This window comes from Pseudomonas argentinensis, from assembly GCF_001839655.2.
Taxonomy (GTDB): domain Bacteria; phylum Pseudomonadota; class Gammaproteobacteria; order Pseudomonadales; family Pseudomonadaceae; genus Aquipseudomonas; species Aquipseudomonas argentinensis_B.
Genome location: NZ_CP056087.1, coordinates 4,693,003 through 4,718,084, shown reverse-complemented (window position 1 = coordinate 4,718,084; position 25,082 = coordinate 4,693,003). Strand labels below are relative to the sequence as shown.

Annotated in this window: 16 protein-coding genes, 2 tRNA genes and 3 rRNA genes; 17 read left to right on the top strand and 4 right to left on the bottom strand. The window is 60.6% G+C overall.

Annotated elements, in window-relative coordinates; all coding sequences use genetic code 11:
* Positions 1-40 precede the first annotated feature (40 nt).
* From mrcB to SA190iCDA_RS21340, 3 genes are read left to right on the top strand one after another with little or no spacing between them, the layout of a single operon-like run.
* Positions 41-2,359 (top strand): penicillin-binding protein 1B, encoded by a 2,319-nt coding sequence (gene mrcB, locus SA190iCDA_RS21350; RefSeq protein WP_139159540.1) that lies wholly within the window; start codon positions 41-43, stop codon positions 2,357-2,359.
* Between the two features lie 12 nt (positions 2,360-2,371).
* Positions 2,372-3,115, top strand: a complete 744-nt coding sequence (locus tag SA190iCDA_RS21345; protein WP_083329876.1) for a tetratricopeptide repeat protein — start codon at positions 2,372-2,374, stop codon at positions 3,113-3,115.
* Positions 3,112-3,444 carry a YqcC family protein gene (locus SA190iCDA_RS21340; RefSeq protein WP_070887304.1) on the top strand — a complete coding sequence of 111 codons (333 nt, stop codon included), beginning with the start codon at positions 3,112-3,114 and terminating at the stop codon, positions 3,442-3,444. Before SA190iCDA_RS21345 ends, SA190iCDA_RS21340 begins: the two co-directional genes overlap by 4 nt.
* Before the next feature lie 19 nt (positions 3,445-3,463).
* On the opposite strand, the gene SA190iCDA_RS21335 is transcribed toward SA190iCDA_RS21340, so the two are convergent.
* The gene (locus SA190iCDA_RS21335) at positions 3,464-3,904 is read right to left on the bottom strand and encodes a DUF4124 domain-containing protein (protein WP_070887305.1); all 441 of its coding nucleotides are present in this window, start codon (positions 3,902-3,904) and stop codon (positions 3,464-3,466) included.
* Between the two features lie 474 nt (positions 3,905-4,378).
* Here SA190iCDA_RS21335 and SA190iCDA_RS21330 point away from each other — a divergent pair, with 474 nt between their 5' ends.
* The gene (locus SA190iCDA_RS21330) at positions 4,379-6,109 is read left to right on the top strand and encodes an acetolactate synthase 3 large subunit (protein ID WP_070887316.1); all 1,731 of its coding nucleotides are present in this window, start codon (positions 4,379-4,381) and stop codon (positions 6,107-6,109) included.
* A gap of 1 nt (position 6,110) precedes the next feature.
* The gene (gene ilvN / locus SA190iCDA_RS21325; protein ID WP_013789972.1) at positions 6,111-6,602 is read left to right on the top strand and encodes an acetolactate synthase small subunit; all 492 of its coding nucleotides are present in this window, start codon (positions 6,111-6,113) and stop codon (positions 6,600-6,602) included.
* A gap of 51 nt (positions 6,603-6,653) precedes the next feature.
* Here the strand turns inward: ilvN and ilvY are convergent, their stop codons facing one another.
* On the bottom strand, positions 6,654-7,532 hold the full coding sequence (gene ilvY / locus SA190iCDA_RS21320) for an HTH-type transcriptional activator IlvY (RefSeq protein ID WP_070887306.1): 879 nt from the start codon (positions 7,530-7,532) through the stop codon (positions 6,654-6,656).
* Between the two features lie 127 nt (positions 7,533-7,659).
* On the opposite strand from ilvY, the gene ilvC reads away from it, so the two are divergent.
* From ilvC to SA190iCDA_RS21260, 12 genes are all read left to right on the top strand, one after another.
* Positions 7,660-8,676, top strand: a complete 1,017-nt coding sequence (ilvC, locus tag SA190iCDA_RS21315) for a ketol-acid reductoisomerase (protein WP_070887307.1) — start codon at positions 7,660-7,662, stop codon at positions 8,674-8,676.
* 348 nt (positions 8,677-9,024) lie between these two features.
* Entirely contained in the window at positions 9,025-9,840 is an 816-nt protein-coding gene (pssA, locus tag SA190iCDA_RS21310) for a CDP-diacylglycerol--serine O-phosphatidyltransferase (RefSeq protein ID WP_070887308.1), read from the top strand.
* A 62-nt stretch (positions 9,841-9,902) separates the two neighbouring features.
* Entirely contained in the window at positions 9,903-10,916 is a 1,014-nt protein-coding gene (gene msrP, locus SA190iCDA_RS21305) for a protein-methionine-sulfoxide reductase catalytic subunit MsrP (protein ID WP_070887309.1), read from the top strand.
* Positions 10,916-11,533, top strand: a complete 618-nt coding sequence (gene msrQ, locus SA190iCDA_RS21300; RefSeq protein WP_070887310.1) for a protein-methionine-sulfoxide reductase heme-binding subunit MsrQ — start codon at positions 10,916-10,918, stop codon at positions 11,531-11,533. Before msrP ends, msrQ begins: the two co-directional genes overlap by 1 nt.
* A gap of 563 nt (positions 11,534-12,096) precedes the next feature.
* Positions 12,097-13,632 (top strand): 16S ribosomal RNA (locus tag SA190iCDA_RS21295).
* 162 nt (positions 13,633-13,794) lie between these two features.
* Positions 13,795-13,871 (top strand) — tRNA-Ile (locus tag SA190iCDA_RS21290).
* A 19-nt stretch (positions 13,872-13,890) separates the two neighbouring features.
* Positions 13,891-13,966: transfer RNA gene (locus SA190iCDA_RS21285), tRNA-Ala, on the top strand.
* A 258-nt stretch (positions 13,967-14,224) separates the two neighbouring features.
* Positions 14,225-17,116: ribosomal RNA gene (locus SA190iCDA_RS21280) — 23S ribosomal RNA — on the top strand.
* 137 nt (positions 17,117-17,253) lie between these two features.
* A 5S ribosomal RNA gene (rrf, locus tag SA190iCDA_RS21275) occupies positions 17,254-17,369 on the top strand.
* The 16S, 23S and 5S rRNA genes sit together here with 2 tRNA genes alongside, the layout of an rRNA operon.
* Positions 17,370-17,706: 337 nt before the next feature.
* A complete protein-coding gene (locus tag SA190iCDA_RS21270) occupies positions 17,707-18,366 on the top strand; it encodes a paraquat-inducible protein A (protein ID WP_070887683.1) in 660 nt (219 codons plus the stop codon).
* The gene (locus SA190iCDA_RS21265; protein ID WP_070887682.1) at positions 18,353-18,976 is read left to right on the top strand and encodes a paraquat-inducible protein A; all 624 of its coding nucleotides are present in this window, start codon (positions 18,353-18,355) and stop codon (positions 18,974-18,976) included. The genes SA190iCDA_RS21270 and SA190iCDA_RS21265 overlap by 14 nt, the downstream gene beginning before the upstream one ends.
* Entirely contained in the window at positions 18,969-21,266 is a 2,298-nt protein-coding gene (locus tag SA190iCDA_RS21260; protein WP_070887681.1) for a PqiB family protein, read from the top strand. The genes SA190iCDA_RS21265 and SA190iCDA_RS21260 overlap by 8 nt, the downstream gene beginning before the upstream one ends.
* Positions 21,267-21,543: 277 nt before the next feature.
* On the opposite strand, the gene mksF is transcribed toward SA190iCDA_RS21260, so the two are convergent.
* A complete protein-coding gene (gene mksF / locus SA190iCDA_RS21255) occupies positions 21,544-24,378 on the bottom strand; it encodes an Mks condensin complex protein MksF (protein ID WP_070887680.1) in 2,835 nt (944 codons plus the stop codon).
* Entirely contained in the window at positions 24,375-25,067 is a 693-nt protein-coding gene (gene mksE, locus SA190iCDA_RS21250; RefSeq protein WP_070887679.1) for an Mks condensin complex protein MksE, read from the bottom strand. Before mksE ends, mksF begins: the two co-directional genes overlap by 4 nt.
* Positions 25,068-25,082 lie beyond the last annotated feature (15 nt).

Genomic DNA, 25,082 nt, shown 5'->3' with positions numbered 1-25,082 from the left:
TCGCTGCCGGCGCTTCGCAAAGTGCGTATAATGCCGCGCCATGACTCGTACCCGATCTTCCCGCTCCCGTTCCAAACGCCGCCCCCGTGGCATGCGCCCCTTGCTGGGCTGGGCTGTAAAGCTTGGCTTGGTAGGCCTGGTGCTGTTCGCCGGTTTTGCGGTTTACCTCGATGCCATCGTCCAGGAGAAGTTCTCCGGCAAGCGCTGGACCGTTCCGGCCAAGGTCTATGCCAGGCCGCTGGAGCTGTTTGTCGGCCAGAAGCTGGCCAAGGACGACCTGCTCAAGGAGATGGACGCCCTCGGCTATCGTCGCGAGAGCGTGGCCAATGGTCCCGGCGCCGTAGCGGTTTCCGGCAACAGCGTGTCCCTGCATTCGCGTGGCTTCCAGTTCTATGAAAGCGCCGAGCAGGCCCAGCAGGTCAACGTGCGCTTCTCCGGGGACTATGTCGCCTCGCTGACCAAGGCCGATGGCAAGGACCTGGCCGTGGCCCGGCTCGAGCCGATGCTGATCGGTGGTTTGTACCCCGCGCACCAGGAAGACCGGGTGCTGATCAAGCTCGATCAGGTGCCGGCCTACCTGGTGGAAACCCTGGTAGCGGTCGAGGATCGCGATTTCTTCGACCACTTCGGTGTCTCGCCCAAGGGCATCGCCCGCGCCGTGTGGATCAACGCCTCTGCCGGCCAGTTGCGCCAGGGCGGCAGTACCCTGACCCAGCAGCTGGTGAAGAACTTCTACCTGACCAACGAACGCAGCCTGACCCGCAAGATCACCGAAGCGATGATGGCGGTGCTGCTGGAGCTGCATTACGACAAGCGTGAAATCCTCGAGGCCTACCTCAACGAGGTGTTCCTCGGTCAGGACGGCCAGCGTGCGGTGCATGGCTTCGGTCTGGCCAGCCAGTACTTCTTCAGCCAGCCACTGTCCGAGCTCAAGCTCGATCAGGTGGCCCTGCTGGTCGGCATGGTCAAGGGCCCCACCTACTACAACCCGCGCCGCAATCCGGAGCGGGCACTGAACCGCCGCAACATGATCCTCGACCTGCTGGCCGAGCAGGGCGTGGTGTCGCCGGAAGAGGCCGCCGCCGCCAAGGCCCGCCCACTGGGCGTGACCCAGCGTGGCAGCATGGCCAACGGCTCGTTCCCGGCCTTCCTGGATCTGGTCAAGCGCCAGTTGCGCCAGGACTACCGTGACGAGGACTTGACCGAAGAAGGCCTGCGCATCTTCACCAGCTTCGACCCGATCCTGCAGCTCAAGGCCGAGGAAGCGCTGGCGGAAACCTTCAAGCGCCAGGCTGGCCGCAAGGGCTCCGACGAGGTCGAGGCCGGCATGGTGGTGACCAACCCGGAAACCGGCGAGATCCAGGCCCTGATCGGCAGCCGTCAGCCACGCTTCGCCGGCTTCAACCGTGCGCTGGACGCCGTGCGCCCGATCGGCTCGCTGATCAAACCGGCCATCTACCTCACGGCGCTGGAGCGTCCGAGCCAGTACACCCTGACCACCCGGGTACAGGACGAACCCTTCTCGGTGAAGGGCCAGGACGGCCAGGTGTGGAAGCCGCAGAACTACGACCGCAAGGCCCATGGCAGCATTTACCTGTACCAGGGGCTGGCGCATTCCTACAACCTGTCCACCGCCAAGCTGGGCCTGGAACTGGGCGTGCCGAATGTGCTCAAAACCCTCGAGCGCCTGGGCGTGTCGCGCCAGTGGCCGGCCTATCCGTCGATGTTGCTGGGCGCCGGTGCACTGACGCCGATGGAGGTCACCGGCATGTACCAGACCATCGCCAGTGGCGGCTTCAACACTCCGCTGCGTGGTATCCGCAGCGTGCTGACCGCCGAGGGCGAGCCGCTCAAGCGTTATCCGTACCAGATTCAACAACGTTTCGACGCCGGCGCCATCTACCTGCTGCAGAACGCCATGCAGCGCACCATGCGTGAAGGCACCGGCCGTTCGGTCTACAACCAGTTGCCCGGTTCGCTGACCCTGGCAGGCAAGACCGGCACCAGTAACGACTCGCGTGACAGCTGGTTCGCCGGGTTCAGTCAGGATCTGCTGACCGTGGTGTGGATGGGCCGTGACGATAACGGGCCTACGCCGTTCACCGGCGCGACCGGTGCGCTGCAGGCCTGGACGGGCTTCATGCGCCGTGCCGACCCGCTGCCGCTGGACATGCCGATGCCCGATAACGTGGTGATGGCCTGGGTGGATGCAGCGACCGGGCAGGGCTCGGCGCAGAATTGTCCGGGTGCCGTGCAGATGCCGTATATTCGCGGCAGCGAGCCGGCTCCGGGTGCAGGTTGTGGTATTCAGGCGCCCGTCGACTCGGTGATGGACTGGGTGAAAGGCTGGTTGGAATAAGAGAGGTTTGCCGTGAGCAAGTGGTTGATTCCCGTTTTGACCGCCTCGGTGGTTCTGGGTGGTTGTGCCAGCGTTCCGCGTGGTTCCATCCCGGTTGTGGATTCCGGTAGTTCGGCCTACGAGCAGGACGACCGCCCTGGCGGTGGTTACAACAATGCCCCTGCACAGGCGCAGCAGCCCCAGTCCATGCCCGAGGATTCCGGCGTGGTGGTGATGGTGCCGGGTGGCGGTGCGCCGTCCGCACCGATCGACACCTACGCGGCGCCGGCAGGTGCACCTGCCAACAGCGGCGGTCTGACCTTCGACGAACCGCCGCTGAGCAGCGAGCCCCTGGGTTCGCCGAGCTACGGCACTTCGGCACCGTCGCAACCTTCGACGCCCAGTGGCATTCCCAGTGGCAATGGCGGCGGTGGCCTGGCCGCAGACGAGCAGCTCGATGGCCCGGTATTGGCGCTGCTGACCAGCGCCCAGCAACAGCAGACCGGTGGCGATCTCAATGGCGCCGCTTCCAGCCTGGAGCGGGCCCAGCGTATTGCCCCCCGTGAGCCGCAGGTGCTGTACCGCCTGGCTGAAGTGCGCCTGGCCCAGGGTGATGCCGCCCAGGCCGAACAGTTCGCGCGCCGCGGCCTGAGCTACGCCAATGGTCGGCCGGCCCTGCAGGCCAGCCTGTGGGATCTGATCGCCAAGTCCCGTGAGCAGCAGGGCGACGCCGCCGGCGCAGCCCAGGCCCGCGAGCGGGCTCGGGTCAACCTGTGAGTGCCACCTCGGTGGCCCTGATCGCCGACCAGCTGCTGCTGGTCGAGCGGGCATTGCGGGTGCAGGGCCTGTGGGAAGCTTCGGCGCCTAGCGTGGAGGCGCTGTCCAGTGAGCAGCCGTTCTGTGTGGATACCCTGGATTTTTCCCAGTGGCTGCAGTGGATCTTCCTGCCGCGCATGAAGGCCATCATCGAGGCGGGCGCCGAGCTGCCGGCGGTGTCCGGCATCCTGCCCATGGCCGAGCAGGTCTATGGTGCCGACAGCCACGAAGCCGCGGCGCTGCTCAAGGCGCTGGGTGATTTCGACCGGCTGATCGCTGCGGGCCGTTAACGGCCCGCGTCTGCTGCCACTACTGGCAGTTCTCCTTGATCGCCTGCTTGCTGTCGGCGATGCGCTTCTGGCGCTCGTCTTCACCCAGGCGACGCATTTCCCCACCTTCTTCCACACGCACCCGCGGGTTGTTCTCCAGCTGCGCCAGGTTGTTGCGCTGGATGTCGCAATATTTCCTGCGCTCGGCTTCCTGGGCGGCCACTTCCTTCTTCACCTTGGCATCGGCGGCGGCCTGCTCGGGGTCGGCGATGGCCTCGAAGGTCGGCGCCGGTTTCGCTTCAGGGGTAGTGGAGGGTGGCGGCGCAGCCGAGGGATTGACCGTGGTGGATTGCTGGCCCTGGGGCGGCTGCTCACCGAAATGGGTAACGCCCTGGGCATCGACCCATTTGTAGATCTGCCCGGCCATGGCGCTCGCACTCAGGGCGAGCAGCAGGCTGCTGGTGAGAATCGTGCGGCGCATGGAGGTTCCTTATGCATGGTCCATCGGCGGATTGAAGTGCTGGCAACCGGAAGTTGCAACGCAGGCTGTCACTATAACCAATCGGCACTCGGCGCAGGCGGGTCTGTTTCACATCGGCGCTGCATGCCAGGGGGAACGGCCTTGTCGCCGGATATTGCCTATTCCGTCACGCGTCGCTTGACTTGCCGCCAGCGAATATCAACAATCGGTTGCTCGCTGTAGTGGGGCCAGCCGCAAGCTGGCTTCAGCTCAGTAGACATGAGGCGCTACCCGCGCCGACCTTTCGTTACACCCGCAACGCGTTACCTCGCGCTGGGTGGGAAAGCCCCGCAACAGATCTGGGGCAGTCCCAGTACTTGCTCAGTTGTAGCTGACGTAGTCGGCGACCACAGTCGCTCATGCTCTGCTGGCAGTAAACCTACTCGGGCCGGCCCTGCAAAAGGGCGGTTTTCTGGCGTAATAGAGGTGAACAACGTGGAGCTTTTATCCGGCGCTGAAATGGTCGTCCGCTCGTTGCGTGACGAAGGCGTTAAGTACATCTATGGGTATCCGGGTGGTGCCCTCCTGCACATCTATGATGCCCTGTTCAAAGAGCCGGAAGTGACCCATATCCTGGTTCGTCACGAGCAGGCGGCCACCCACATGGCGGACGGCTATGCCCGTGCCACCGGCAAGGCCGGCGTGGTGCTGGTGACCTCCGGCCCGGGCGCGACCAACGCCGTGACCGGCATCGCCACCGCCTACATGGATTCGATCCCGATGGTGATCATCTCCGGTCAGGTGGCCAGCACCGTGGTCGGCACCGATGCCTTCCAGGAAGTCGACATGGTCGGCATCTCCCGTCCGATCGTGAAGCACAGCTTCATCATCAAGCATCCTTCGGAAATCCCCGAAGTGATCAAGAAGGCCTTCTACCTGGCCGAATCGGGGCGTCCGGGCCCGGTGGTCGTCGATATCCCCAAGGACATGGGCGATCCGACCCAGAAGTTCGAATACAGCTACCCGAAGAAGGTCAAGCTGCGCTCCTACAGCCCGGCTGCCCGTGGGCACTCGGGGCAGATTCGCAAGGCGGCGGAAATGCTCGTTGCAGCCAAGCGGCCGATCATCTATTCCGGTGGCGGCGTGATCCTCGGCGGCGCTTCGGCGCAACTGACCGAGCTGGCCCGCGCCCTGAACGTGCCGGTCACCAATACCCTGATGGGTCTGGGCGCCTACCCGGGCGGCGACCGTCAGTTCGTCGGCATGCTCGGCATGCACGGCAGCTACACTGCCAACCTGGCGATGCACCACGCCGACGTGATCCTCGCCGTTGGTGCGCGCTTCGATGACCGGGTCATCAATGGCGAGACCGCTGCCAAGTTCTGCCCGAACGCCAAGATCATCCATATCGACATCGACCCGGCGTCGATCTCCAAGACCGTCAAGGCCGACATTCCTATCGTCGGCCCGGTGGACAGCGTGCTGACCGAGATGGTCGCCGCCCTCAAGGAAATCGAGCAGGCGCCGGACAAGGATTCCCAAACCACCTGGTGGAAGCAGATCGACGAGTGGCGCGGCAATGGTCGCCTGTTCCCCTATAACGAGGGCGACGGTTCGATCATCAAGCCGCAGACCGTGATCGAGACGCTGTGCGAAGTCACCAGGGGCGAGGCCTACGTCAGCTCCGACGTGGGTCAGCACCAGATGTTCGCGGCCCAGTACTATCGCTTCAACAAGCCCAACCGCTGGATCAACTCCGGTGGCCTGGGCACCATGGGCTTCGGCTTCCCGGCCGCCATGGGCGTCAAGCTGAACTTCCCGGACGCCGATGTCGCCTGCGTGACCGGCGAAGGCAGCATCCAGATGAACATCCAGGAGCTGTCGACCTGCCTGCAGTACGACCTGCCGGTGAAGATCATCAACCTCAACAATGGCGCGCTGGGCATGGTTCGCCAGTGGCAGGACATGCAGTACAGCAGCCGATACTCGCACTCCTACATGGAATCGCTGCCCGATTTCGTCAAGCTGGCCGAGTCCTACGGGCACGTGGGCATGCGCATCACCGACCTCAAGGACCTCAAGGCGAAGATGGAAGAGGCGTTCGCGATCAAGGACCGTCTGGTGTTCCTCGATATCGCCGTGGATACCAGCGAGCACGTCTACCCAATGCAGATTCGGGGTGGCGCGATGCGCGACATGTGGCTGAGCAAGACGGAGCGTACCTGACATGCGTCATATCATTTCCCTGCTGCTGGAAAACGAACCGGGAGCCCTGTCGCGTGTGGTCGGCCTGTTCTCTCAGCGCAACTACAACATCGAAAGCCTGACCGTGGCGCCGACCGAAGACCCGACCCTGTCGCGTCTGACGCTGACCACCATCGGTCATGACGACACCATCGAGCAGATCACCAAGAACCTCAACAAGCTGATCGAGGTGGTCAAGCTGGTGGACCTCTCGGAGAACGCCCACATCGAGCGCGAGCTGATGCTGGTCAAGGTCAAGGCCACCGGTGCCCAGCGTGCCGAGGTCAAGCGCACCACCGACATCTTCCGTGGGCAGATCGTCGATGTGACGCCGAGCGTGTACACCATCCAGCTGGCCGGTACCAGCGACAAGCTGGACAGCTTCATTCAGGCCATCGGCACCGCGCTGATCCTGGAGACCGTACGCAGCGGTGTCACCGGTATCGCTCGCGGCGACAAGGTGCTGAGCATCTGATCGCAGGGCTGAAATAGAGAACCCCGCCAAGTGCGGGGTTTTTCATGCCTGTTACTGGCGGTTCCAGAAGGCGGCGATCAGCGGGTCCTTGAGGCGCTTGTGCAGGGCGAACAGGCCAATGTCGTAGTCGGTCAGCGGCGGCTGGATGTCGTAGAGGCGGATGCGTGCGGCCAGCAGGCTGTTGTCCAGCACGATCTGCGGCACCACGCCGATGCCGAAGCCGAGGCTGACCATGCTGACGATGGCCTCGTTGCCACTGACCTGGGCGTAGATGCGCGGCTTGATGTTGTGGTGCTTCAGCCAGCGGTCGGTGCGGGTGCGCGCCAGGCCTTCTTCGGAGAGAATCAGCGGGACGTCCTGCCAAGTGTCGGCGCCGGGATTCTTCAGCTGTTCCTCGCCGAGCAACTGCGGCGATTGCGGGCCGATAAAGCGCAGCGCCGAGCGGGTGATCGACTGGAATTCGACGCCGGCTGGCAGGCTGTCCGGGCGGGCGCCAATGGCCAGGTCTTCCAATCCCTGCTGCACCCGCTCCACGGCCTTGGCCGGGTCGCCGGTGTGCAGCTTCATTTCGATGCGCGGGTAGTCCTGGCGGAAACTGCTGAGTATCTCGTACAGAAAGCTGTAGCTCGCCGTCACCGAGCAGTACAGCGACAGCTCACCGTGCAGAATCAGTTGATCCTGCTTGAAGGTTTGGCGGATGGCCTGCCAGCCGTTCATGACGTCGCTGGCGTATTCGCGAAACCGTTGACCCTCGCGGGTCAGGCGCACCGAGCGGTTGTCGCGCACGAACAGTGGCGCACCGACTTCATCCTCGAGTTGCTTGATGCTGCGGCTCAGCGCGGATGGGCTGACGTGCTGCTCGCGACTGGTCTTGCCGAAATGCAGGTTGTCGGCGAGGGAGAGAAAGAGGCTGAGGGCGTGGCTGTCCATTTATATTTCATAAATTGGCATGCTGTGTTGCGAATATATCATTTTACGCAATGGTATGGATCACTTAAGGTAACTCCCGTAGCGGTGCTCGGCACCTCATCCCTTTCGCTATACAAGAGCCAAGAACATGAAAGTTTATTACGACAAAGACTGTGACCTCTCGATCATCCAGGGCAAGAAAGTGGCCATCATCGGCTACGGCTCCCAGGGCCACGCGCAAGCGTGCAACCTGAAGGATTCCGGCGTCGACGTCACCGTCGGTCTGCGTAAAGGCTCCGCTACCGTTGCCAAGGCCGAGGCCCATGGCCTGAAAGTGGCCGATGTGGCCTCCGCCGTCGCCGCTGCCGACCTGGTGATGATCCTGACCCCGGACGAATTCCAGGGCGCTCTGTACAAGAACGAGATCGAGCCGAACATCAAGCAGGGCGCTACGCTGGCGTTCTCCCATGGCTTCTCGATCCACTACAACCAGGTGGTTCCGCGTGCCGACCTCGACGTGATCATGATCGCGCCAAAGGCCCCGGGTCACACCGTGCGCACCGAGTTCGTCAAAGGCGGCGGCATTCCTGACCTGATCGCCGTTTACCAGGACGCTTCCGGCAATGCCAAGAACGTCGCCCTGTCCTACGCCTCGGGCGTTGGCGGTGGCCGTACCGGCATCATCGAAACCACCTTCAAGGACGAGACCGAAACCGACCTGTTCGGCGAGCAGGCCGTTCTCTGTGGCGGCACCGTCGAGCTGGTCAAGGCCGGCTTCGAAACCCTGGTCGAAGCGGGCTACGCGCCGGAAATGGCCTACTTCGAGTGCCTGCACGAACTGAAGCTGATCGTCGACCTCATGTACGAAGGCGGTATCGCCAACATGAACTACTCGATCTCCAACAACGCCGAATACGGCGAGTATGTGACCGGCCCGGAAGTCATCAACGCCGAATCCCGCCAGGCCATGCGCAATGCACTCAAGCGCATCCAGGACGGCGAATACGCCAAGATGTTCATCAGCGAAGGCGCCACCGGTTACCCGTCGATGACCGCCAAGCGTCGTAACAACGCAGCTCACGGTATCGAAGTGATCGGTGAGCAACTGCGCTCCATGATGCCGTGGATCGCTGCCAACAAGATTGTCGACAAAGCCAAGAACTGAGTCGATCCGATCTCTGAAAAAACGCGGCCATGGCCGCGTTTTTTCGTTTCAGGTGCTGTACGAAAAGTCCGAGCCGAGGTCAGGCAAGGTAAAAGGCGGGAAGGGCGCTCAATTTGCGATCGGTAAATGGGCAGTACCCGCTTCGCTCGCCCTTCGGGCCGCGCTAAAGCGCGTTAGCTGCAAGCGGCTTGCCGAACCGATTTTTGTGCCGCAGCGCCGAGCGCAGGTACTTTTGGAAGAGCCGACGGCGGGCTTCTGGTATAAAGCCCGGGTATCCAGGCCGCCGTTAAGGCGAACGCTTTTCCGGCGGCTCGGTCGAAAATTCAAATCCGATGCAAGGTGTTGTTCATGAGCGAGCGTCCGCAAGAGCCCAAGTCGTCCCGGGACGATGACAGCTTACTGCCCATCGACGAGCATATTGAGGAAGGGCATGACGACGAGGGGCGCAAGGTGCGCCATCGCGGCATCTACCTGCTGCCCAATCTGTTCACCACCGCGAACCTGTTCGCCGGCTTCTATTCCATCATCAATGCCATGAACGGCAACTTCTACGTGGCGGCTGCCACGGTGTTCGTGGCCATGGTGCTGGACGGCCTGGATGGGCGCGTTGCACGCCTGACCAACACCCAGAGCGCCTTTGGCGCCGAGTACGACTCGCTGTCCGACATGGTCGCCTTCGGCGTGGCGCCGGCGCTCCTGGCGTTCGAGTGGGCACTGGGCAGCATGGGCAAGGTCGGCTGGATGGTCGCCTTCATCTATGTAGCGGGCGCTGCATTGCGCCTGGCGCGCTTCAATACCCAGATCGGCAGCGTCGACAAGCGCTACTTCATCGGCCTGGCCAGCCCGGCAGCTGCTGGCGTGGTGGCCGGTACCGTATGGGCCTTCAGCGACTTCGGTATCCAGGGCTCGAACATGTCGTTCGTGGTCGCCGTCCTGGTGGCTGCTGCCGGCATGCTGATGGTCAGCAACATCAAGTACAACAGCTTCAAGAACCTGGATCTGAAAGGCCGTGTGCCCTTCGTGGCGATTCTGGCGGTGGTGCTGGTGTTCGCCGTGGTGTTCAGCGATCCGCCGCGCATCCTGCTGTTGATTTTCCTGGCCTATGCCGCTTCCGGCCCGATTCAATATCTGCTGCGCCTGCGTCGTCGCAAGCCAGTGGAGTGATGTAATTTCCTGCAGACTCCGTAGTCTATTGGGCAGGCCTGTCCCGATACTGCGGAGTCACCATGCTGATCAAGCTGCGTCAGTCGTCCGAATGCAACGAATCGGATGTTACCCCCGAATCCATCTATCTCTCCCGCCGCACCTTCATGTCGGCTGCCGCAGCCGGGGTGGCACTGAGCAGCGTGCCAGCCTGGGCGCAATCTGCCGCGGGCGAGCGCTATGCCGACGTCGAACCCAGCAAGGCACCGGCCTGGTTGGCCCAACGCATCGCGGATACCCAATGGAATGCGGTCACCGTCAAGGACGAGGCGATCACGCCCTTCCACGACGCCACCCACTACAACAACTTCTATGAGTTCGGCGCCGACAAATCCGATCCCGCCGCGAACGCAGGCAGCCTGAAGACCGAGCCCTGGTCGGTGGTGATCGACGGTGAAGTCGGCAAGCCGGGCCGCTACGCCCTGGAAGATTTCCTCAAGCCCTACCAGTTGGAAGAACGCATCTACCGGTTGCGCTGTGTCGAGGCCTGGTCGATGGTGATCCCATGGATCGGTTTTCCCATCTCGGCCCTGCTCAATAAGGTGGAGCCGACTTCGGCGGCCAAGTACATCCGTTTCGAAACCCTCAAGGATCCCGAGAGCATGCCAGGTCAGCGCTCCAGCTTCGGCCTGATCGACTGGCCTTATGTAGAGGGGCTGCGTCTGGATGAAGCCATGCATCCATTGGCCATTCTGGCCGTCGGTATGTATGGCCGTGAACTGCCCAATCAGAATGGCGCGCCATTGCGACTGGTGGTGCCCTGGAAATATGGCTTCAAGAGCATCAAGTCGATCGTGCGCATCAGTCTGGTGAGTGAGCAACCGCAAACGACCTGGCAGAACATCGCCGCGCAGGAGTACGGCTTCTATGCCAACGTGAACCCGACCGTCGACCACCCCCGCTGGAGCCAGGCGCGCGAACGGCGTCTGCCCAGCGGGCTGTTCAGCCCCAACGTGCGCGAGACCCAGATGTTCAACGGCTACGCCGATGAGGTCGCCAGCCTTTATAGCAACCTCGATCTGCGGAAGAACTATTGATGCGGCATCCGTTCTGGCGTCTTGGCGTTTTCGTGCTTGTCGCGGTATGGCCGTTGTACTGGCTGTACCAGGCCTGGTCCTTCGCGCTGGGGCCGGATCCCGGCAAGGTTTTGGTCGAGCGGCTGGGGCTGGGCGCGCTCATCCTCCTGCTGATCACCCTGAGCATGACCCCTTTGCAGAAGCTCAGCGGTTGGTCGGGCTGGATGGCGGTGCGCCGCCAGCTCGGCCTGTGGTGTTTTGCCTACGGGTTTCTGCACCTGGCCGCTTATGGAGTATTCATTCTAGGGCTGGAGTGGTCACAGCTGGCCGTCGAGCTGCGCAAGCGCCCGTACATTATCGTTGGTGCCATCGCGCTGTTCGGCTTGCTGCTGCTGGCCGTGACCTCCAATCGCTACAGCCAGCGCCGCCTGGGCAAATCCTGGAAGAAGCTGCATCGCCTTATCTACCTGGTCCTGCCGCTGGGATTGCTGCATATGCTGTGGATCGTCCGGGCGGATCTGAAGGAATGGGCTATCTATGCAGGTGTCGGCGCCGTGCTTCTATTGCTGCGTATCCCTGCGCTTATGCGCAGAATCCCGCGGATGGTCGGGGCAGGGGGGAAAGTTCAGCCAAAATGAAATAAAGGGTTGACCTGAGTTTCTGGGGGCCTATAATGCGCACCACTTCCGGCGCAGCCTGATCTGAAAACTCCTTTGAATACAAAGAGTTAGATGAAAATAAAGGTTGCACGGGCGGCGAATTCGAGTAGAATGCGCCGGCATCGACAGGGCGGTTTGAGTGGCGCTGTTGATGGTTCGATCAGGTTTGATCGAAGGCGGTAAAAGAGGGTGTTGACAGCGGTTTGTAACGCTGTAGAATGCGCCTCCCGCTGGAGAGAAGATGATCTGGTCGGGCGCTGCAAGGTGTTGAGAAGAAAGAAAAAGTTCTTCAAAAACAGCTTGACAGCAAATGAGGGTGCTGTAAGATGCGCGCCTCGGTTGAGACGAAAGCCTCAGCCAACCGTTCTTTAACAACTGAATCAAGCAATTCGTGTGGGTGCTTGTGGGTTAAGACTGACTGATCGCAAGATTATCAGCATCACAAGTAAACACTCGTTAATTCGAGAGTTAACTCTCTAGCGATAGAGAGGTTTGCGATTGCTGAGCCAAGTTTAGGGTTTTCTCAAAACCCAAGCAGTATTGAACTGAAGAGTTTGATCATGGCTCAGATTGAACGCTGGCGGCAGGCCTAACACATGCAAGTCGAGCGGTTGAAGGGAGCTTGCTCCCTGATTCAGCGGCGGACGGGTGAGTAATGCCTAGGAATCTGCCTATTAGTGGGGGACAACGTTTCGAAAGGAACGCTAATACCGCATACGTCCTACGGGAGAAAGCAGGGGACCTTCGGGCCTTGCGCTAATAGATGAGCCTAGGTCGGATTAGCTAGTTGGTGGGGTAAAGGCTCACCAAGGCGACGATCCGTAACTGGTCTGAGAGGATGATCAGTCACACTGGAACTGAGACACGGTCCAGACTCCTACGGGAGGCAGCAGTGGGGAATATTGGACAATGGGCGAAAGCCTGATCCAGCCATGCCGCGTGTGTGAAGAAGGTCTTCGGATTGTAAAGCACTTTAAGTTGGGAGGAAGGGTTGTAGATTAATACTCTGCAATTTTGACGTTACCGACAGAATAAGCACCGGCTAACTCTGTGCCAGCAGCCGCGGTAATACAGAGGGTGCAAGCGTTAATCGGAATTACTGGGCGTAAAGCGCGCGTAGGTGGTTTGTTAAGTTGGATGTGAAAGCCCCGGGCTCAACCTGGGAACTGCATCCAAAACTGGCAAGCTAGAGTACGGTAGAGGGTGGTGGAATTTCCTGTGTAGCGGTGAAATGCGTAGATATAGGAAGGAACACCAGTGGCGAAGGCGACCACCTGGACTGATACTGACACTGAGGTGCGAAAGCGTGGGGAGCAAACAGGATTAGATACCCTGGTAGTCCACGCCGTAAACGATGTCAACTAGCCGTTGGAATCCTTGAGATTTTAGTGGCGCAGCTAACGCATTAAGTTGACCGCCTGGGGAGTACGGCCGCAAGGTTAAAACTCAAATGAATTGACGGGGGCCCGCACAAGCGGTGGAGCATGTGGTTTAATTCGAAGCAACGCGAAGAACCTTACCTGGCCTTGACATGCTGAGAACTTTCCAGAGATGGATTGGTGCCTTCGGGAACTCAGACACAGGTGCTGCATGGCTGTCGTCAGCTCGTGTCGTGAGATGTTGGGTTAAGTCCCGTAACGAGCGCAACCCTTGTCCTTAGTTACCAGCACCTCGGGTGGGAACTCTAAGGAGACTGCCGGTGACAAACCGGAGGAAGGTGGGGATGACGTCAAGTCATCATGGCCCTTACGGCCAGGGCTACACACGTGCTACAATGGTCGGTACAAAGGGTTGCCAAGCCGCGAGGTGGAGCTAATCCCATAAAACCGATCGTAGTCCGGATCGCAGTCTGCAACTCGACTGCGTGAAGTCGGAATCGCTAGTAATCGTGAATCAGAATGTCACGGTGAATACGTTCCCGGGCCTTGTACACACCGCCCGTCACACCATGGGAGTGGGTTGCACCAGAAGTAGCTAGTCTAACCTTCGGGAGGACGGTTACCACGGTGTGATTCATGACTGGGGTGAAGTCGTAACAAGGTAGCCGTAGGGGAACCTGCGGCTGGATCACCTCCTTAATCGAAGATCGCAGCTTATTCATAAGCTCCCACACGAATTGCTTGATTCATTGTAGAAGACGATGCTGTAACGCCTTGCCTAGGCCGGTGCTCAGTTGGTTGGAGCGCACCCCACGCTGTTGTAGAGAGTAGGGTGAGGTCGGCTTGGTGCCGCCCTGTTATAGGTCTGTAGCTCAGTTGGTTAGAGCGCACCCCTGATAAGGGTGAGGTCGGCAGTTCAAATCTGCCCAGACCTACCAATTCAGGTGCAGATGATACGGGGCCATAGCTCAGCTGGGAGAGCGCCTGCCTTGCACGCAGGAGGTCAGCGGTTCGATCCCGCTTGGCTCCACCACTTTCGGGTTACAGTCGTTACGTTGAGAGTTCAGAAATGAGCATTCCTGCCGGTGGCAGAGAGAATGTTGATTTCTGGTCTTTGACCAGTCGATACATCGTTCTTTAAAAATTTGGGTATGTGATAGAAGTGACTGATTGGCTGCTTTCACTGGCAGTTGATCTGGTCAAGGTAAAATTTGCGTTGTTCTCAAGTGCAAATTTTCGGCGAATGTCGTCTTCACGTTATAGACAGTAACCAGATTGCTTGGGGTTATATGGTCAAGTGAAGAAGCGCATACGGTGGATGCCTTGGCAGTCAGAGGCGATGAAAGACGTTGTAGCCTGCGATAAGCTTTGGGGAGTCGGCAAACAGACTGTGATCCAGAGATCTCTGAATGGGGGAACCCACCTAGCATAAGCTGGGTATCATGCACTGAATACATAGGTGCATGAGGCGAACCAGGGGAACTGAAACATCTAAGTACCCTGAGGAAAAGAAATCAACCGAGATTCCCTTAGTAGTGGCGAGCGAACGGGGACTAGCCCTTAAGTTGATTAGAGTGTAGTGGAAGGCTCTGGAAAGTGCCGCCGTAGTGGGTGATAGCCCCGTACACGAAATGCTCTTATCAATGAAATCGAGTAGGACGGAGCACGAGAAACTTTGTCTGAATATGGGGGGACCATCCTCCAAGGCTAAATACTACTGACTGACCGATAGTGAACCAGTACCGTGAGGGAAAGGCGAAAAGAACCCCGGAGAGGGGAGTGAAATAGAACCTGAAACCGTATGCGTACAAGCAGTGGGAGCCTACTTTGTTGGGTGACTGCGTACCTTTTGTATAATGGGTCAGCGACTTATATTCAGTGGCGAGCTTAACCGAATAGGGGAGGCGTAGCGAAAGCGAGTCTTAATAGGGCGTTTAGTCGCTGGGTATAGACCCGAAACCGGGCGATCTATCCATGGGCAGGTTGAAGGTTAGGTAACACTGACTGGAGGACCGAACCGACTACCGTTGAAAAGTTAGCGGATGACCTGTGGATCGGAGTGAAAGGCTAATCAAGCTCGGAGATAGCTGGTTCTCCTCGAAAGCTATTTAGGTAGCGCCTCGTGTATCACTGCTGGGGGTAGAGCACTGTTTCGGCTAGGGGGTCATCCCGACTTACCAAACCGATGCAAACTCCGAATACCAGCAAGTGTCAGCACGGGAGACACACGGCGGGTGCTAACGTCCGTCGTGAAAAGGGAAACAACCCAGACCGTCAGCTAAGGTCCCAAAGTTATGGTTAAGTGGGAAACGATGTGGGAAGGCTTAGACAGCTAGGAGGTTGGCTTAGAAGCAGCCACCCTTTAAAGAAAGCGTAATAGCTCACTAGTCGAGTCGGCCTGCGCGGAAGATGTAACGGGGCTCAAACCATACACCGAAGCTACGGGTTCAACGTAAGTTGAGCGGTAGAGGAGCGTTCTGTAAGCCTGTGAAGGTGAGTTGAGAAGCTTGCTGGAGGTATCAGAAGTGCGAATGCTGACATGAGTAACGACAATGCGAGTGAAAAACTCGCACGCCGAAAGACCAAGGTTTCCTGCGCAACGTTAATCGACGCAGGGTGAGTCGGCCCCTAAGGCGAGGCAGAAATGCGTAGTCGATGGGAAACGGGTTAATATTCCCGTACTTCTAATTACTGCGATGGAGGGACGGAGAAGGCTAGGCCAGCACGGCGTTGGTTGTCCGTGTTTAAGGTGGTAGGCTGGTTTCTTAGGTAAATCCGGGAAATCAAGGCCGAGAGCTGATGACGAGTTGTCCTTTAGGACGATGAAGTGGTTGATGCCATGCTTCCAGGAAAAGCTTCTAAGCTTCAGGTAATTAGGAACCGTACCCCAAACCGACACAGGTGGTTAGGTAGAGAATACCAAGGCGCTTGAGAGAACTCGGGTGAAGGAACTAGGCAAAATGGCACCGTAACTTCGGGAGAAGGTGCGCCGGTGAGTGTGAAGGGTTTACCCCGTAAGCACATGCCGGTCGAAGATACCAGGCCGCTGCGACTGTTTATTAAAAACACAGCACTCTGCAAACACGAAAGTGGACGTATAGGGTGTGACGCCTGCCCGGTGCCGGAAGGTTAATTGATGGGGTTAGCTAACGCGAAGCTCTTGATCGAAGCCCCGGTAAACGGCGGCCGTAACTATAACGGTCCTAAGGTAGCGAAATTCCTTGTCGGGTAAGTTCCGACCTGCACGAATGGCGTAACGATGGCGGCGCTGTCTCCACCCGAGACTCAGTGAAATTGAAATCGCTGTGAAGATGCAGTGTATCCGCGGCTAGACGGAAAGACCCCGTGAACCTTTACTATAGCTTTGCACTGGACTTTGAGCTTGCTTGTGTAGGATAGGTGGGAGGCTTTGAAGTGGGGACGCCAGTTCTCATGGAGCCATCCTTGAAATACCACCCTGGCAACCTTGAGGTTCTAACTCTGGTCCGTTATCCGGATCGAGGACAGTGTATGGTGGGTAGTTTGACTGGGGCGGTCTCCTCCTAAAGAGTAACGGAGGAGTACGAAGGTGCGCTCAGACCGGTCGGAAATCGGTCGCAGAGTATAAAGGCAAAAGCGCGCTTGACTGCGAGACAGACACGTCGAGCAGGTACGAAAGTAGGTCTTAGTGATCCGGTGGTTCTGTATGGAAGGGCCATCGCTCAACGGATAAAAGGTACTCCGGGGATAACAGGCTGATACCGCCCAAGAGTTCATATCGACGGCGGTGTTTGGCACCTCGATGTCGGCTCATCACATCCTGGGGCTGAAGCCGGTCCCAAGGGTATGGCTGTTCGCCATTTAAAGTGGTACGCGAGCTGGGTTTAGAACGTCGTGAGACAGTTCGGTCCCTATCTGCCGTGGACGTTTGAGATTTGAGAGGGGCTGCTCCTAGTACGAGAGGACCGGAGTGGACGAACCTCTGGTGTTCCGGTTGTCACGCCAGTGGCATTGCCGGGTAGCTATGTTCGGGAAAGATAACCGCTGAAAGCATCTAAGCGGGAAACTTGCCTCAAGATGAGATCTCACTGGAACCTTGAGTTCCCTAAAGGGCCGTCGAAGACTACGACGTTGATAGGCTGGGTGTGTAAGCGTTGTGAGGCGTTGAGCTAACCAGTACTAATTGCCCGTGAGGCTTGACCATATAACACCCAAACAATTTGGCTGTTGGACGGTTGAAGTCGACAGTAATGCCGAAGATTTGCGAGAACACGCACTACCAACCGACATCACATACCCAATTCGCTGCAGCGGCTAAACCCCGAAGCAGCAACCAGTTTGCTTGACGACCATAGAGCGTTGGAACCACCTGATCCCATCCCGAACTCAGTAGTGAAACGATGCATCGCCGATGGTAGTGTGGAGCTTCTCCATGTGAGAGTAGGTCATCGTCAAGCTTCTATAAGAAACCCCAGGTCTCGACAGAGATCTGGGGTTTCGTCTTTTCGGCTCATAAAAACAGGAAGATGCAGGGCAAGCTGACCTGGGTATCGCATCGCTCAACCGCAGGCTACGGAAGAAATAGACGTAAAGGCTCCACGGTCGCAGAGTTGCTGGTGGAAGTGTGAAGCGTCTTCCACCCTAAGGGCCAAGACGAGCCGGCAGCATATCGAAGCACGGCCGAGTCGGGCGGCGTAACACTGGGGTAATGTATGCCGCATGGATAATCGGTATAACGGTGTGTTGCTTTCAGGGTCTCATTTAGAATGGTCGGTATTTTCGAGAGCTCTATCCATGCCCGAATCGGCTGCTCAACAGTCGTTAGCTGAAGTTCCTCTGACGGAGCTGGTCGCCTGCCACGAATGCGATCTGCTGATGCGTCGGCCCGAGATAGCCGACGGCGAACGCGTCGAGTGCCCGCGCTGTGGCTATGAGCTGTATAGCCACCGCCCCCAGGTGATACGGCGCAGCCTGGCCCTGGTGCTGGCTGCGCTCCTTCTTTATATCCCTGCCAACTTCCAGCCGATCATGCAGATGACCATGCTCGGGCAGACCTCCCATGACACGGTATGGAGCGGGGTGCTGGGGCTGTATGACGCCGGCATGCAGAGCATCGCCGTGGTGGTGTTCCTGTGCAGCATGGCGGTTCCGCTGCTCAAGCTGCTGTGCCAGCTGCTGGTGCTCCTGAGCATCTGTTCCAAGGTCGGCCGTGGCTATGGATTGCTGCTGTACCGCATTTACCATCATATGCGTGAATGGGGCATGCTCGAGGTCTACCTGATCGGCATCCTGGTCTCCATCGTCAAGCTGGCGGATATCGCCGAGCTGTCCATTGGCTTTGGGCTGTTCTGTTTCATTGCGCTGTTGCTCGTGCAGGTGTGGCTGGAGGTGACCATGTCGCCCCACCAGATCTGGGAAGCCCTCGCCGGAGAGGACGCCCATGCGCGCCATTGATGCCGGCCTGATCATCTGCCACGAGTGCCACCAGCTCAATCGCCACCAGCCGGAGCTGAAGCGGCAGTTCTGCTCGCGTTGCGGCGGGCGGATCCACGAACGCCAGCCCAACAGCCTGGCCCGTACCTGGGCGCTGCTGATCACCGCAGCGATTCTCTATATTCCCGCGAACGTGCTGCCGATCATGACGGTCAATTCCCTCGGCAAGGGGGCACCCGACACCATCATGTCCGGCGTCATCACCCTGGTCGATAACGGCATGCTGCCGATCGCCATCGTGGTGTTCGTCGCCAGCATTCTGGTGCCGACCTTCAAGCTGGTCGGCATCGGTCTTTTGCTGTATTCGGTGCAGCGGCATCAGCCGATGTCGGCCCGGCAACGTATCTTGATGTACCGCTTCATCGAATGGATCGGACGCTGGTCCATGCTGGATATCTTCGTCATCGCCATTCTCGTGGCGGTGGTGCGGTTCGGCAGCCTGGCCAGCGTCGAGCCGGGTGTGGGAGCGGTGGCCTTCGCCAGTGTGGTGATCCTGACCATGCTGGCAGCACTGACCTTCGACCCAAGGTTGATTTGGGATAACACGGAATCGGATGACGACCATGAATGATCTGCCCACCGCCAGGACGCGTCCGGCCTCCAACTGGTCCGCCATATGGGTATTGCCGCTGATCGCGCTGCTGATCGGCGGCTGGCTGGCCTGGCGTGCCTATAGCGAAGCCGGCATCCAGATCCAGGTGGTGTTCGCCAGCGGCGAAGGTATCGAGGCCGGCAAGACCGAGGTGGTCTTCAAGGGCATGTCGGTGGGCAAGGTCACCAGCCTGACCCTGGACAAGAGCGACAAGCAGCGCGGGGTCATCGCCACCCTGGAGATGAACAAGGACATCGAGCATCAGCTGCGTACCGGCACCCGTTTCTGGCTGGTGAAACCCAGCGTGAGCCTGGCCGGTATCACCGGCCTGGAAACCCTGGTATCCGGTAACTACATCGCCTTCAGCCCAGGCACCGGTGAGCCGGCCTACGACTTCCAGGCCCTGGCCCAGGCCCCGCCGCTGTCCGACGAACAGCCTGGCCTGCACCTGACCCTCAAGGCCGAGCGACTGGGCTCGCTGAACCGTGACAGCCCGGTGTTCTTCAAGCAGATCCAGGTAGGGCGGGTGAAGGATTACGAGCTCGCTGCAGACCAGGCCTCGGTGGAAGTGAAGGTGTTCATCGAGCCTGCCTATGCCCATCTGGTGCGCAAGCACACGCGATTCTGGAACGCCAGTGGGATCAGCGTCGACGCCAACTTCTCGGGGGTCAAGTTCCGTAGCGAGTCGCTGGCCAGCATCGTCGCCGGCGGTATCGCCTTCGCCACGCCGGAGCACCGCAAGGACAGCCCGCCTACCGACCCCAGCAAACCCTTCCGTTTGTACGAGGACTTCGACGCGGCCCAGGCCGGCATCAAGGCGGTGGTCAAGCTCACCGATTTCGAAGGGCTGCAGGCCGGCCGCACACCGGTGATGTACAAGGGCATCCAGGCCGGTCTGTTGAAGACCCTCAAGGTCGATCCGGACCTGAAGAGCGCCACCGCCGAACTGGCCATGGACCCGCTGGCCGAGGACTACCTGGTCGAAGGCAGTCAGTTCTGGGTGGTCAAGCCGTCGATTTCCCTGGCCGGCATCACCGGGCTGGAGGCGCTGGTCAAGGGTAACTACATTGCCATTCGCCCAGGTGAACTGGGTGGGCCACCACGCCGCGATTTCGTCGCCCGTGCCAAGGCACCGCCGCTGGATCTCGGTGCCGAGGGCCTGCACCTGGTGCTGTTCAGCGACACCCTGGGGTCGGTCGACGTGGGCAGCCCGATTCTCTACCGGCAGATGAAGGTCGGTTCGGTGCAGAGCTTCCAGCTTTCGCGCGACAACAAGCAGGTGGTGCTGGGGGTACATATCGAGCCCGAGTATGCCGGGCTGGTAAACCGCACCACGCGCTTCTGGAATGTCAGCGGTATCACCCTCAAGGGCGGGCTGTCCGGCATCGAGGTGAAGAGCGAGTCACTGCAGACCCTGATGTCCGGTGGCATCGCCTTCGAGACCGATGACCTCAAGGCGCCCGCCGAGGCCAAGCGTGTGCAGCGCTTCGACCTCTACGCCGATCGCGAAGCCTCGTTGAAAAACGGCGATGCGCTGAGCATCCGGGTGGAGCGCGGCGACGGGCTGTCGCCAGGCACCGAGATTCGCTACAAGGGTCTGCAGGTCGGCAAGATCGAGCGGGTCGAACTGACTGGCGACCTGCAGGCGGTGATGCTGCATGGGCGCATCACCACCGCGGCGCAGCAGGTGCTGCGCCCCGGCTCGCGCTTCTGGGTGGTCAAGCCCGAGATCGGCCTGACCGGTGCCTCCAACCTGGATACCCTGATTGGCGGGCAGTACATCGAGGTGCAGCCGTCGAGCCAAGGCAACGGTCGACAGACCGATTTCGTGGCGCTCAAGCAGGCGCCCGAGCAGGCGGTCGAGGAAGCGGGCTTGCGTCTGGTCCTCAGCACGCCACGGCGCGGCTCGCTGAAGGCCGGCTCGCCAGTGAGCTACCGCGAGGTGCAGGTCGGCAGGGTCACCGGCTACGAGCTGGGCGCCACGGCCGACCGGGTGCTGATCCATATCCTGATCGAGCCCCGTTATGCCGGGCTGGTGCATACCGGCAGCCGCTTCTGGAACAGCTCCGGGTTCGGCGTCGATTTCGGCTTGTTCAAGGGCGTACAGGTGCGCACCGAGTCGGTGGAGACCCTGGTCGCCGGTGGGGTGGCCTTCGCTACGCCTGAACCGACCGGCAATGCGGCAAGGCCGGGCCAGACCTTTGCGCTGTTCGACGAGGCGCAGCCGGAGTGGCTGCAATGGGCGCCGAAAATCGCTTTGCCCAAATGAAGGCAGCTGCGCGTCGGCCCTGGGGCGTTAAAAACAGACTGGATCGCCAGCCCGGTCGGGCAGCCGCTTGCGGCTAACGCGCTTTAGCGTGGCCCGAAGGGTGAGCGAAGCGAGTCATGCTCATGTACAAAAGTACAGTCGCCCGCGACCCTGGCCGCTTCCTCGCCTGTTGTTTGCGGCCGGCTAGGCCTTGCAGGCTCTAGCTCGCAAGCCTTCAAATAATGTGAAATGAAAAGGCCCGCGTACTCCGCGGGCCTTTTGCGTTACCGGGGCAGGATCACGCCAGCTCGGCCGCATCCTGCTCGCTGCTGACAGGCGTTGCGGCCTGCTCGCGGCGCTTGATGTACTTCCAGTCCGCTTCGTCGATGTAGATGCCGTTGGGGCCGCTGCCGCCTTCCAGGTCGATGGCCACGGTGGCCGACACCTGGGGCTTTACCGAAGCCAGGATCGGCACGAAGCCGAGCTGCAGGCTGGTTTCGATCAGCGCCTGCTGGTTGCGCTCGTCGATGTCCGCCGCCTCGTCGAGGTAGTAGGGCAGGCGTACCCGGCCGGCCAGGTCTCGGTCCATCAGGTGCAGCAGCAGGTACATGTTGGTCAGCGCCTTGATGGTCATCGTGGTGCCGTTGGAAGCCGCACCGTCGATGTCGGTGTGGATCACCGGCTGGCCGTGCACCTTGGTGATCTCGAAGGCCAGCTCGAACAGGTCCTTGAGGCCCAGCTGGTTGCCGTTGGCGGCGACCAGGCGCGACAGGTAGTCCTTGGCTTCTTCGTTCCTGGCGTCCTGCTCGGCATTCTGGGTCAGGTCGAACACCGACAGGGTTTCGCCTTCCTCGTACTGGCCGGCGCTGTGGATGATCTGGTCGATATGCCGCAGGGCATCCTTGTTGGGGGCCAGCACGATGCGGAAGCTCTGCAGGTTGGAGACCTGACGCTTGTTGATCTCGCGGTTGAACAGCGCCAGCTGGTGCTCGAGGTTGTCGTAGTCGCTGCGGATGTTGCGCAGGGTCCGGGCGATGTCGGTGACCGCCGCACGGCGCGCCTTGGCCAGCGTCAGGGCTTCGTCCTGGCGGTGGGCATAGGCGTTGACCAGCAGCTGCAGGCGGCGCTCCATGTCGTCTTCGCTGTCGAACTTGGCGACGCCCTTGAGCCGCACCTGGGCGTACAGCGCCTCGATCTGCCCGTCCACACGCTGCAGGCCCTGCCAGGTGTCCTGGTAGTCGTTGAGCAGCGGCAGCAGGTTGTCCAGGGAGTCGTCGACCGGCTCCATGTAGGGCGTGCCGAACGGCAGGTCGGCGGGCAACAACTGGCGACGGCGCAGGGCGTCTTCCAGGGTGCGCTCCTTGGCTTCCAGGTCGGCGATCTGCCGACCAACCAGTTGCAGTTTGGCGGACAGCTGCTGGACCCGCTCGGTGAACGCATCGCTGGCACGCTTGAGTTCGTCCTGGGCGGCTTCCAGTTGCGCGAGTTTCTCCAGCTTGTGCGGCTCCTCGGCGCTCAGCGTCTGGCTCTTGCGGAAGTCTTCCAGGGCCTTCTGGGCATCCAGCACCGCCTGGTACAGCTGCTCGGCCTGGGCCTTGCTGGCGGCGCGGTCGGCCGCCACCGATTGCTGGGTCTTGAGCTGCTTGAGCTCGCGGTCGAGGCGATCCTTCTGGTCGCGCAGGGCGGCGCGGTCGGCCAGGGCCTGAAGGGCCGGCGGCTCGATGTTCGACAGGTCGATATCCAGGCCAGGCACCTGGAAGCGCTCGCCCTTGAAGCCGTCGAGAATGGCCTCCAGGGATTTCACCCACAGATCGCCGTCGTCGAGCTGGATGCCTTTGTCGCCCAGGGGCAGGCTGAACAGCTGGCCGTTGAACAGACGCATCAGGCGATCAACATCGGCCTGGGAGAACTCTTCACGCAGGCGCGAGTAGCTGTTGTTGTCGGCATGGTCGAGCTGCTGCTTGACCGACTTGAGGCGTTTTTCCAGGTCGCGCAGGCGCTCGTCCAGGTCTTCGCTGGAGAACTGACGGGACTGCGCCAGGGCACCGGCCAGCTCGTCGTGGGCATCCTTGGCGGCCAGCAACTGGGCTTCCAGTACCTTGGCGTCGTCGACCAGGGCGAAGCGGTTCTTCAGTACCGCCAGCTCGCCGAGCCAGCGCTGGATCTCGCTGATCTCGCGCTCCATGCGCATCAGCTCCTGGGTGCCGCCGCGCTGATCGTTCTGCAGGCTGTCCTGCTCGCCCCGGTAGTGCTCGGCCTGGATGACCAGTTCCTCCTTGCGGGCATCGGCGTAGTCGTGCCAGGTGCCCAGCAGGTTATCGAGCAAGGGCGAGAGGCGATGCAGCTTGCCGCGCAGTTGCTCACGCTGGGTGACGCCGGATGCCAGGGCTTCGATCAGCGGGCCGGCGGTCACCAGGGCCTGGTAGTCCTGTTCCATGCGGCGCACGTCGCGGAAGGCTTCCTCGGTGGCGGCGATGTAGTCGACGCTGCCCGAGCGCAGGCTGTGCTCGAAGGCATCGAGGAACAGCTGCTTGAGCTTCGCCGCGGTGATCTCGCGCATATGCAGGAGGTTGATGAACAGCGCGCGAAAGGTCTTCAGGCTCTGTTCGCTGGTCGAGCGCAGCGGGATCAGGGTCAGGTCCAGGGGGATACTGGTATGCCCGCCCACCAGCAGGCGACGCAGCTCGTCGGGCTTGAGTTCATAGGCGATGATGCCGGCCTGACCGAGATTCTTGAACAGCTCGCGTTGGCGCAGGCAGGTGCCGTTTTGCTGGTAGTGATCCAGGTCCAGCTCGCCCTGGTAGGCGAAGAACTGGTGGCCGAAGCCGCCCCCCGGACCGCGACCGGCTACGCCGATCACGTGGGGGCCATGGGGCAGGGCGACTTCGACGAGGATGTAGCTGGTGTCGGTGGCGAAGTAGAACTTGCGCGACTGCTCGAGGCTGTACTTGCCGAAGCTCATGTCCGACATGCGCGCCAGGATCGGGAACTGCAGGGCGTTGATCGACGCCGACTTGCCGAGGTTGTTGGCGCCGTACACCGAGAGCGGGTTTTCCAGCGGGAACAGGCCGAGGCTGTAGCCGGCGGTGTTGAGCAGCGCGAAGCGGCGGATGCCGTAGCGTTCCTGGGTCATGCGTCTTGCTCCTGTGCGGCGCGCTCTTCGGCCATGGCGCGGGCCATGGCGTCTTCTTCGGATTCTTCGGCGTCGTCGAGGCTGATGATCGGGTCACCGCTGTCGTCGTCGATCAGCACCGGGGCCGGCAGCGGCAGGTCGGTGCTGTGCAGGCTGGCGGCCAGGTCGCGGTCGTGTTGCACCGCCAGGCACACGTCGAGGAAGCGGTGCATCGGCGGCAGGAAGCGGTACACGCCGTTACTGTCCTCGGCGAAGCCGAGCTGGGTCAGGCGGCGGATGACCTTGTCTTCGAGCTCTTCATGGGTGGTGACTTCGGCCTGCAGGAACAGGTCGCGGTACTTGTCGAGCAGTGCCGGCAGCTCGTCGCGGCCGATGGTGCCGCCGTCGAGCACGGAGAGTGGGTCACGACCCTGGTCGGCCAAATGCTCGACCAGGATGAAGGTGAACAGCGCCAGGCGCTGGGCGGTCTTGTTGACCTGGGGCGCAGCCTGCTCGGGCACGAAGTAGTAGAAGCCGCGCGGATCGCAGACCAGCTCGAAGCCCAGGGCGCGGAACAGCGCGCGATACTGATCCTGCATGCTGGACAGCTGGGCGTAGCACTCCGGCTCGCTGCGCGAGATATGGTAGCCCTTGAACAGGTCGCGGAACGCGGCCGCGAGCTGGGTCATTTCTTTCAGGTCGATATTCATAGCGGATGCTCGTTG

Coding starts and splice junctions, on each gene's coding strand:
- mrcB (WP_139159540.1), top strand. CDS start 41: ATGACTCGTACCCGATCTTCCCGCTCCCGTTCCAAACGCCGCCCCCGT.
- SA190iCDA_RS21335 (WP_070887305.1), bottom strand. CDS start 3,904: ATGCGCCGCACGATTCTCACCAGCAGCCTGCTGCTCGCCCTGAGTGCG.
- ilvN (WP_013789972.1), top strand. CDS start 6,111: ATGCGTCATATCATTTCCCTGCTGCTGGAAAACGAACCGGGAGCCCTG.
- ilvY (WP_070887306.1), bottom strand. CDS start 7,532: ATGGACAGCCACGCCCTCAGCCTCTTTCTCTCCCTCGCCGACAACCTG.
- ilvC (WP_070887307.1), top strand. CDS start 7,660: ATGAAAGTTTATTACGACAAAGACTGTGACCTCTCGATCATCCAGGGC.
- pssA (WP_070887308.1), top strand. CDS start 9,025: ATGAGCGAGCGTCCGCAAGAGCCCAAGTCGTCCCGGGACGATGACAGC.
- msrP (WP_070887309.1), top strand. CDS start 9,903: ATGCTGATCAAGCTGCGTCAGTCGTCCGAATGCAACGAATCGGATGTT.
- msrQ (WP_070887310.1), top strand. CDS start 10,916: ATGCGGCATCCGTTCTGGCGTCTTGGCGTTTTCGTGCTTGTCGCGGTA.
- SA190iCDA_RS21270 (WP_070887683.1), top strand. CDS start 17,707: ATGCCCGAATCGGCTGCTCAACAGTCGTTAGCTGAAGTTCCTCTGACG.
- SA190iCDA_RS21265 (WP_070887682.1), top strand. CDS start 18,353: ATGCGCGCCATTGATGCCGGCCTGATCATCTGCCACGAGTGCCACCAG.
- SA190iCDA_RS21260 (WP_070887681.1), top strand. CDS start 18,969: ATGAATGATCTGCCCACCGCCAGGACGCGTCCGGCCTCCAACTGGTCC.
- mksF (WP_070887680.1), bottom strand. CDS start 24,378: ATGACCCAGGAACGCTACGGCATCCGCCGCTTCGCGCTGCTCAACACC.
- mksE (WP_070887679.1), bottom strand. CDS start 25,067: ATGAATATCGACCTGAAAGAAATGACCCAGCTCGCGGCCGCGTTCCGC.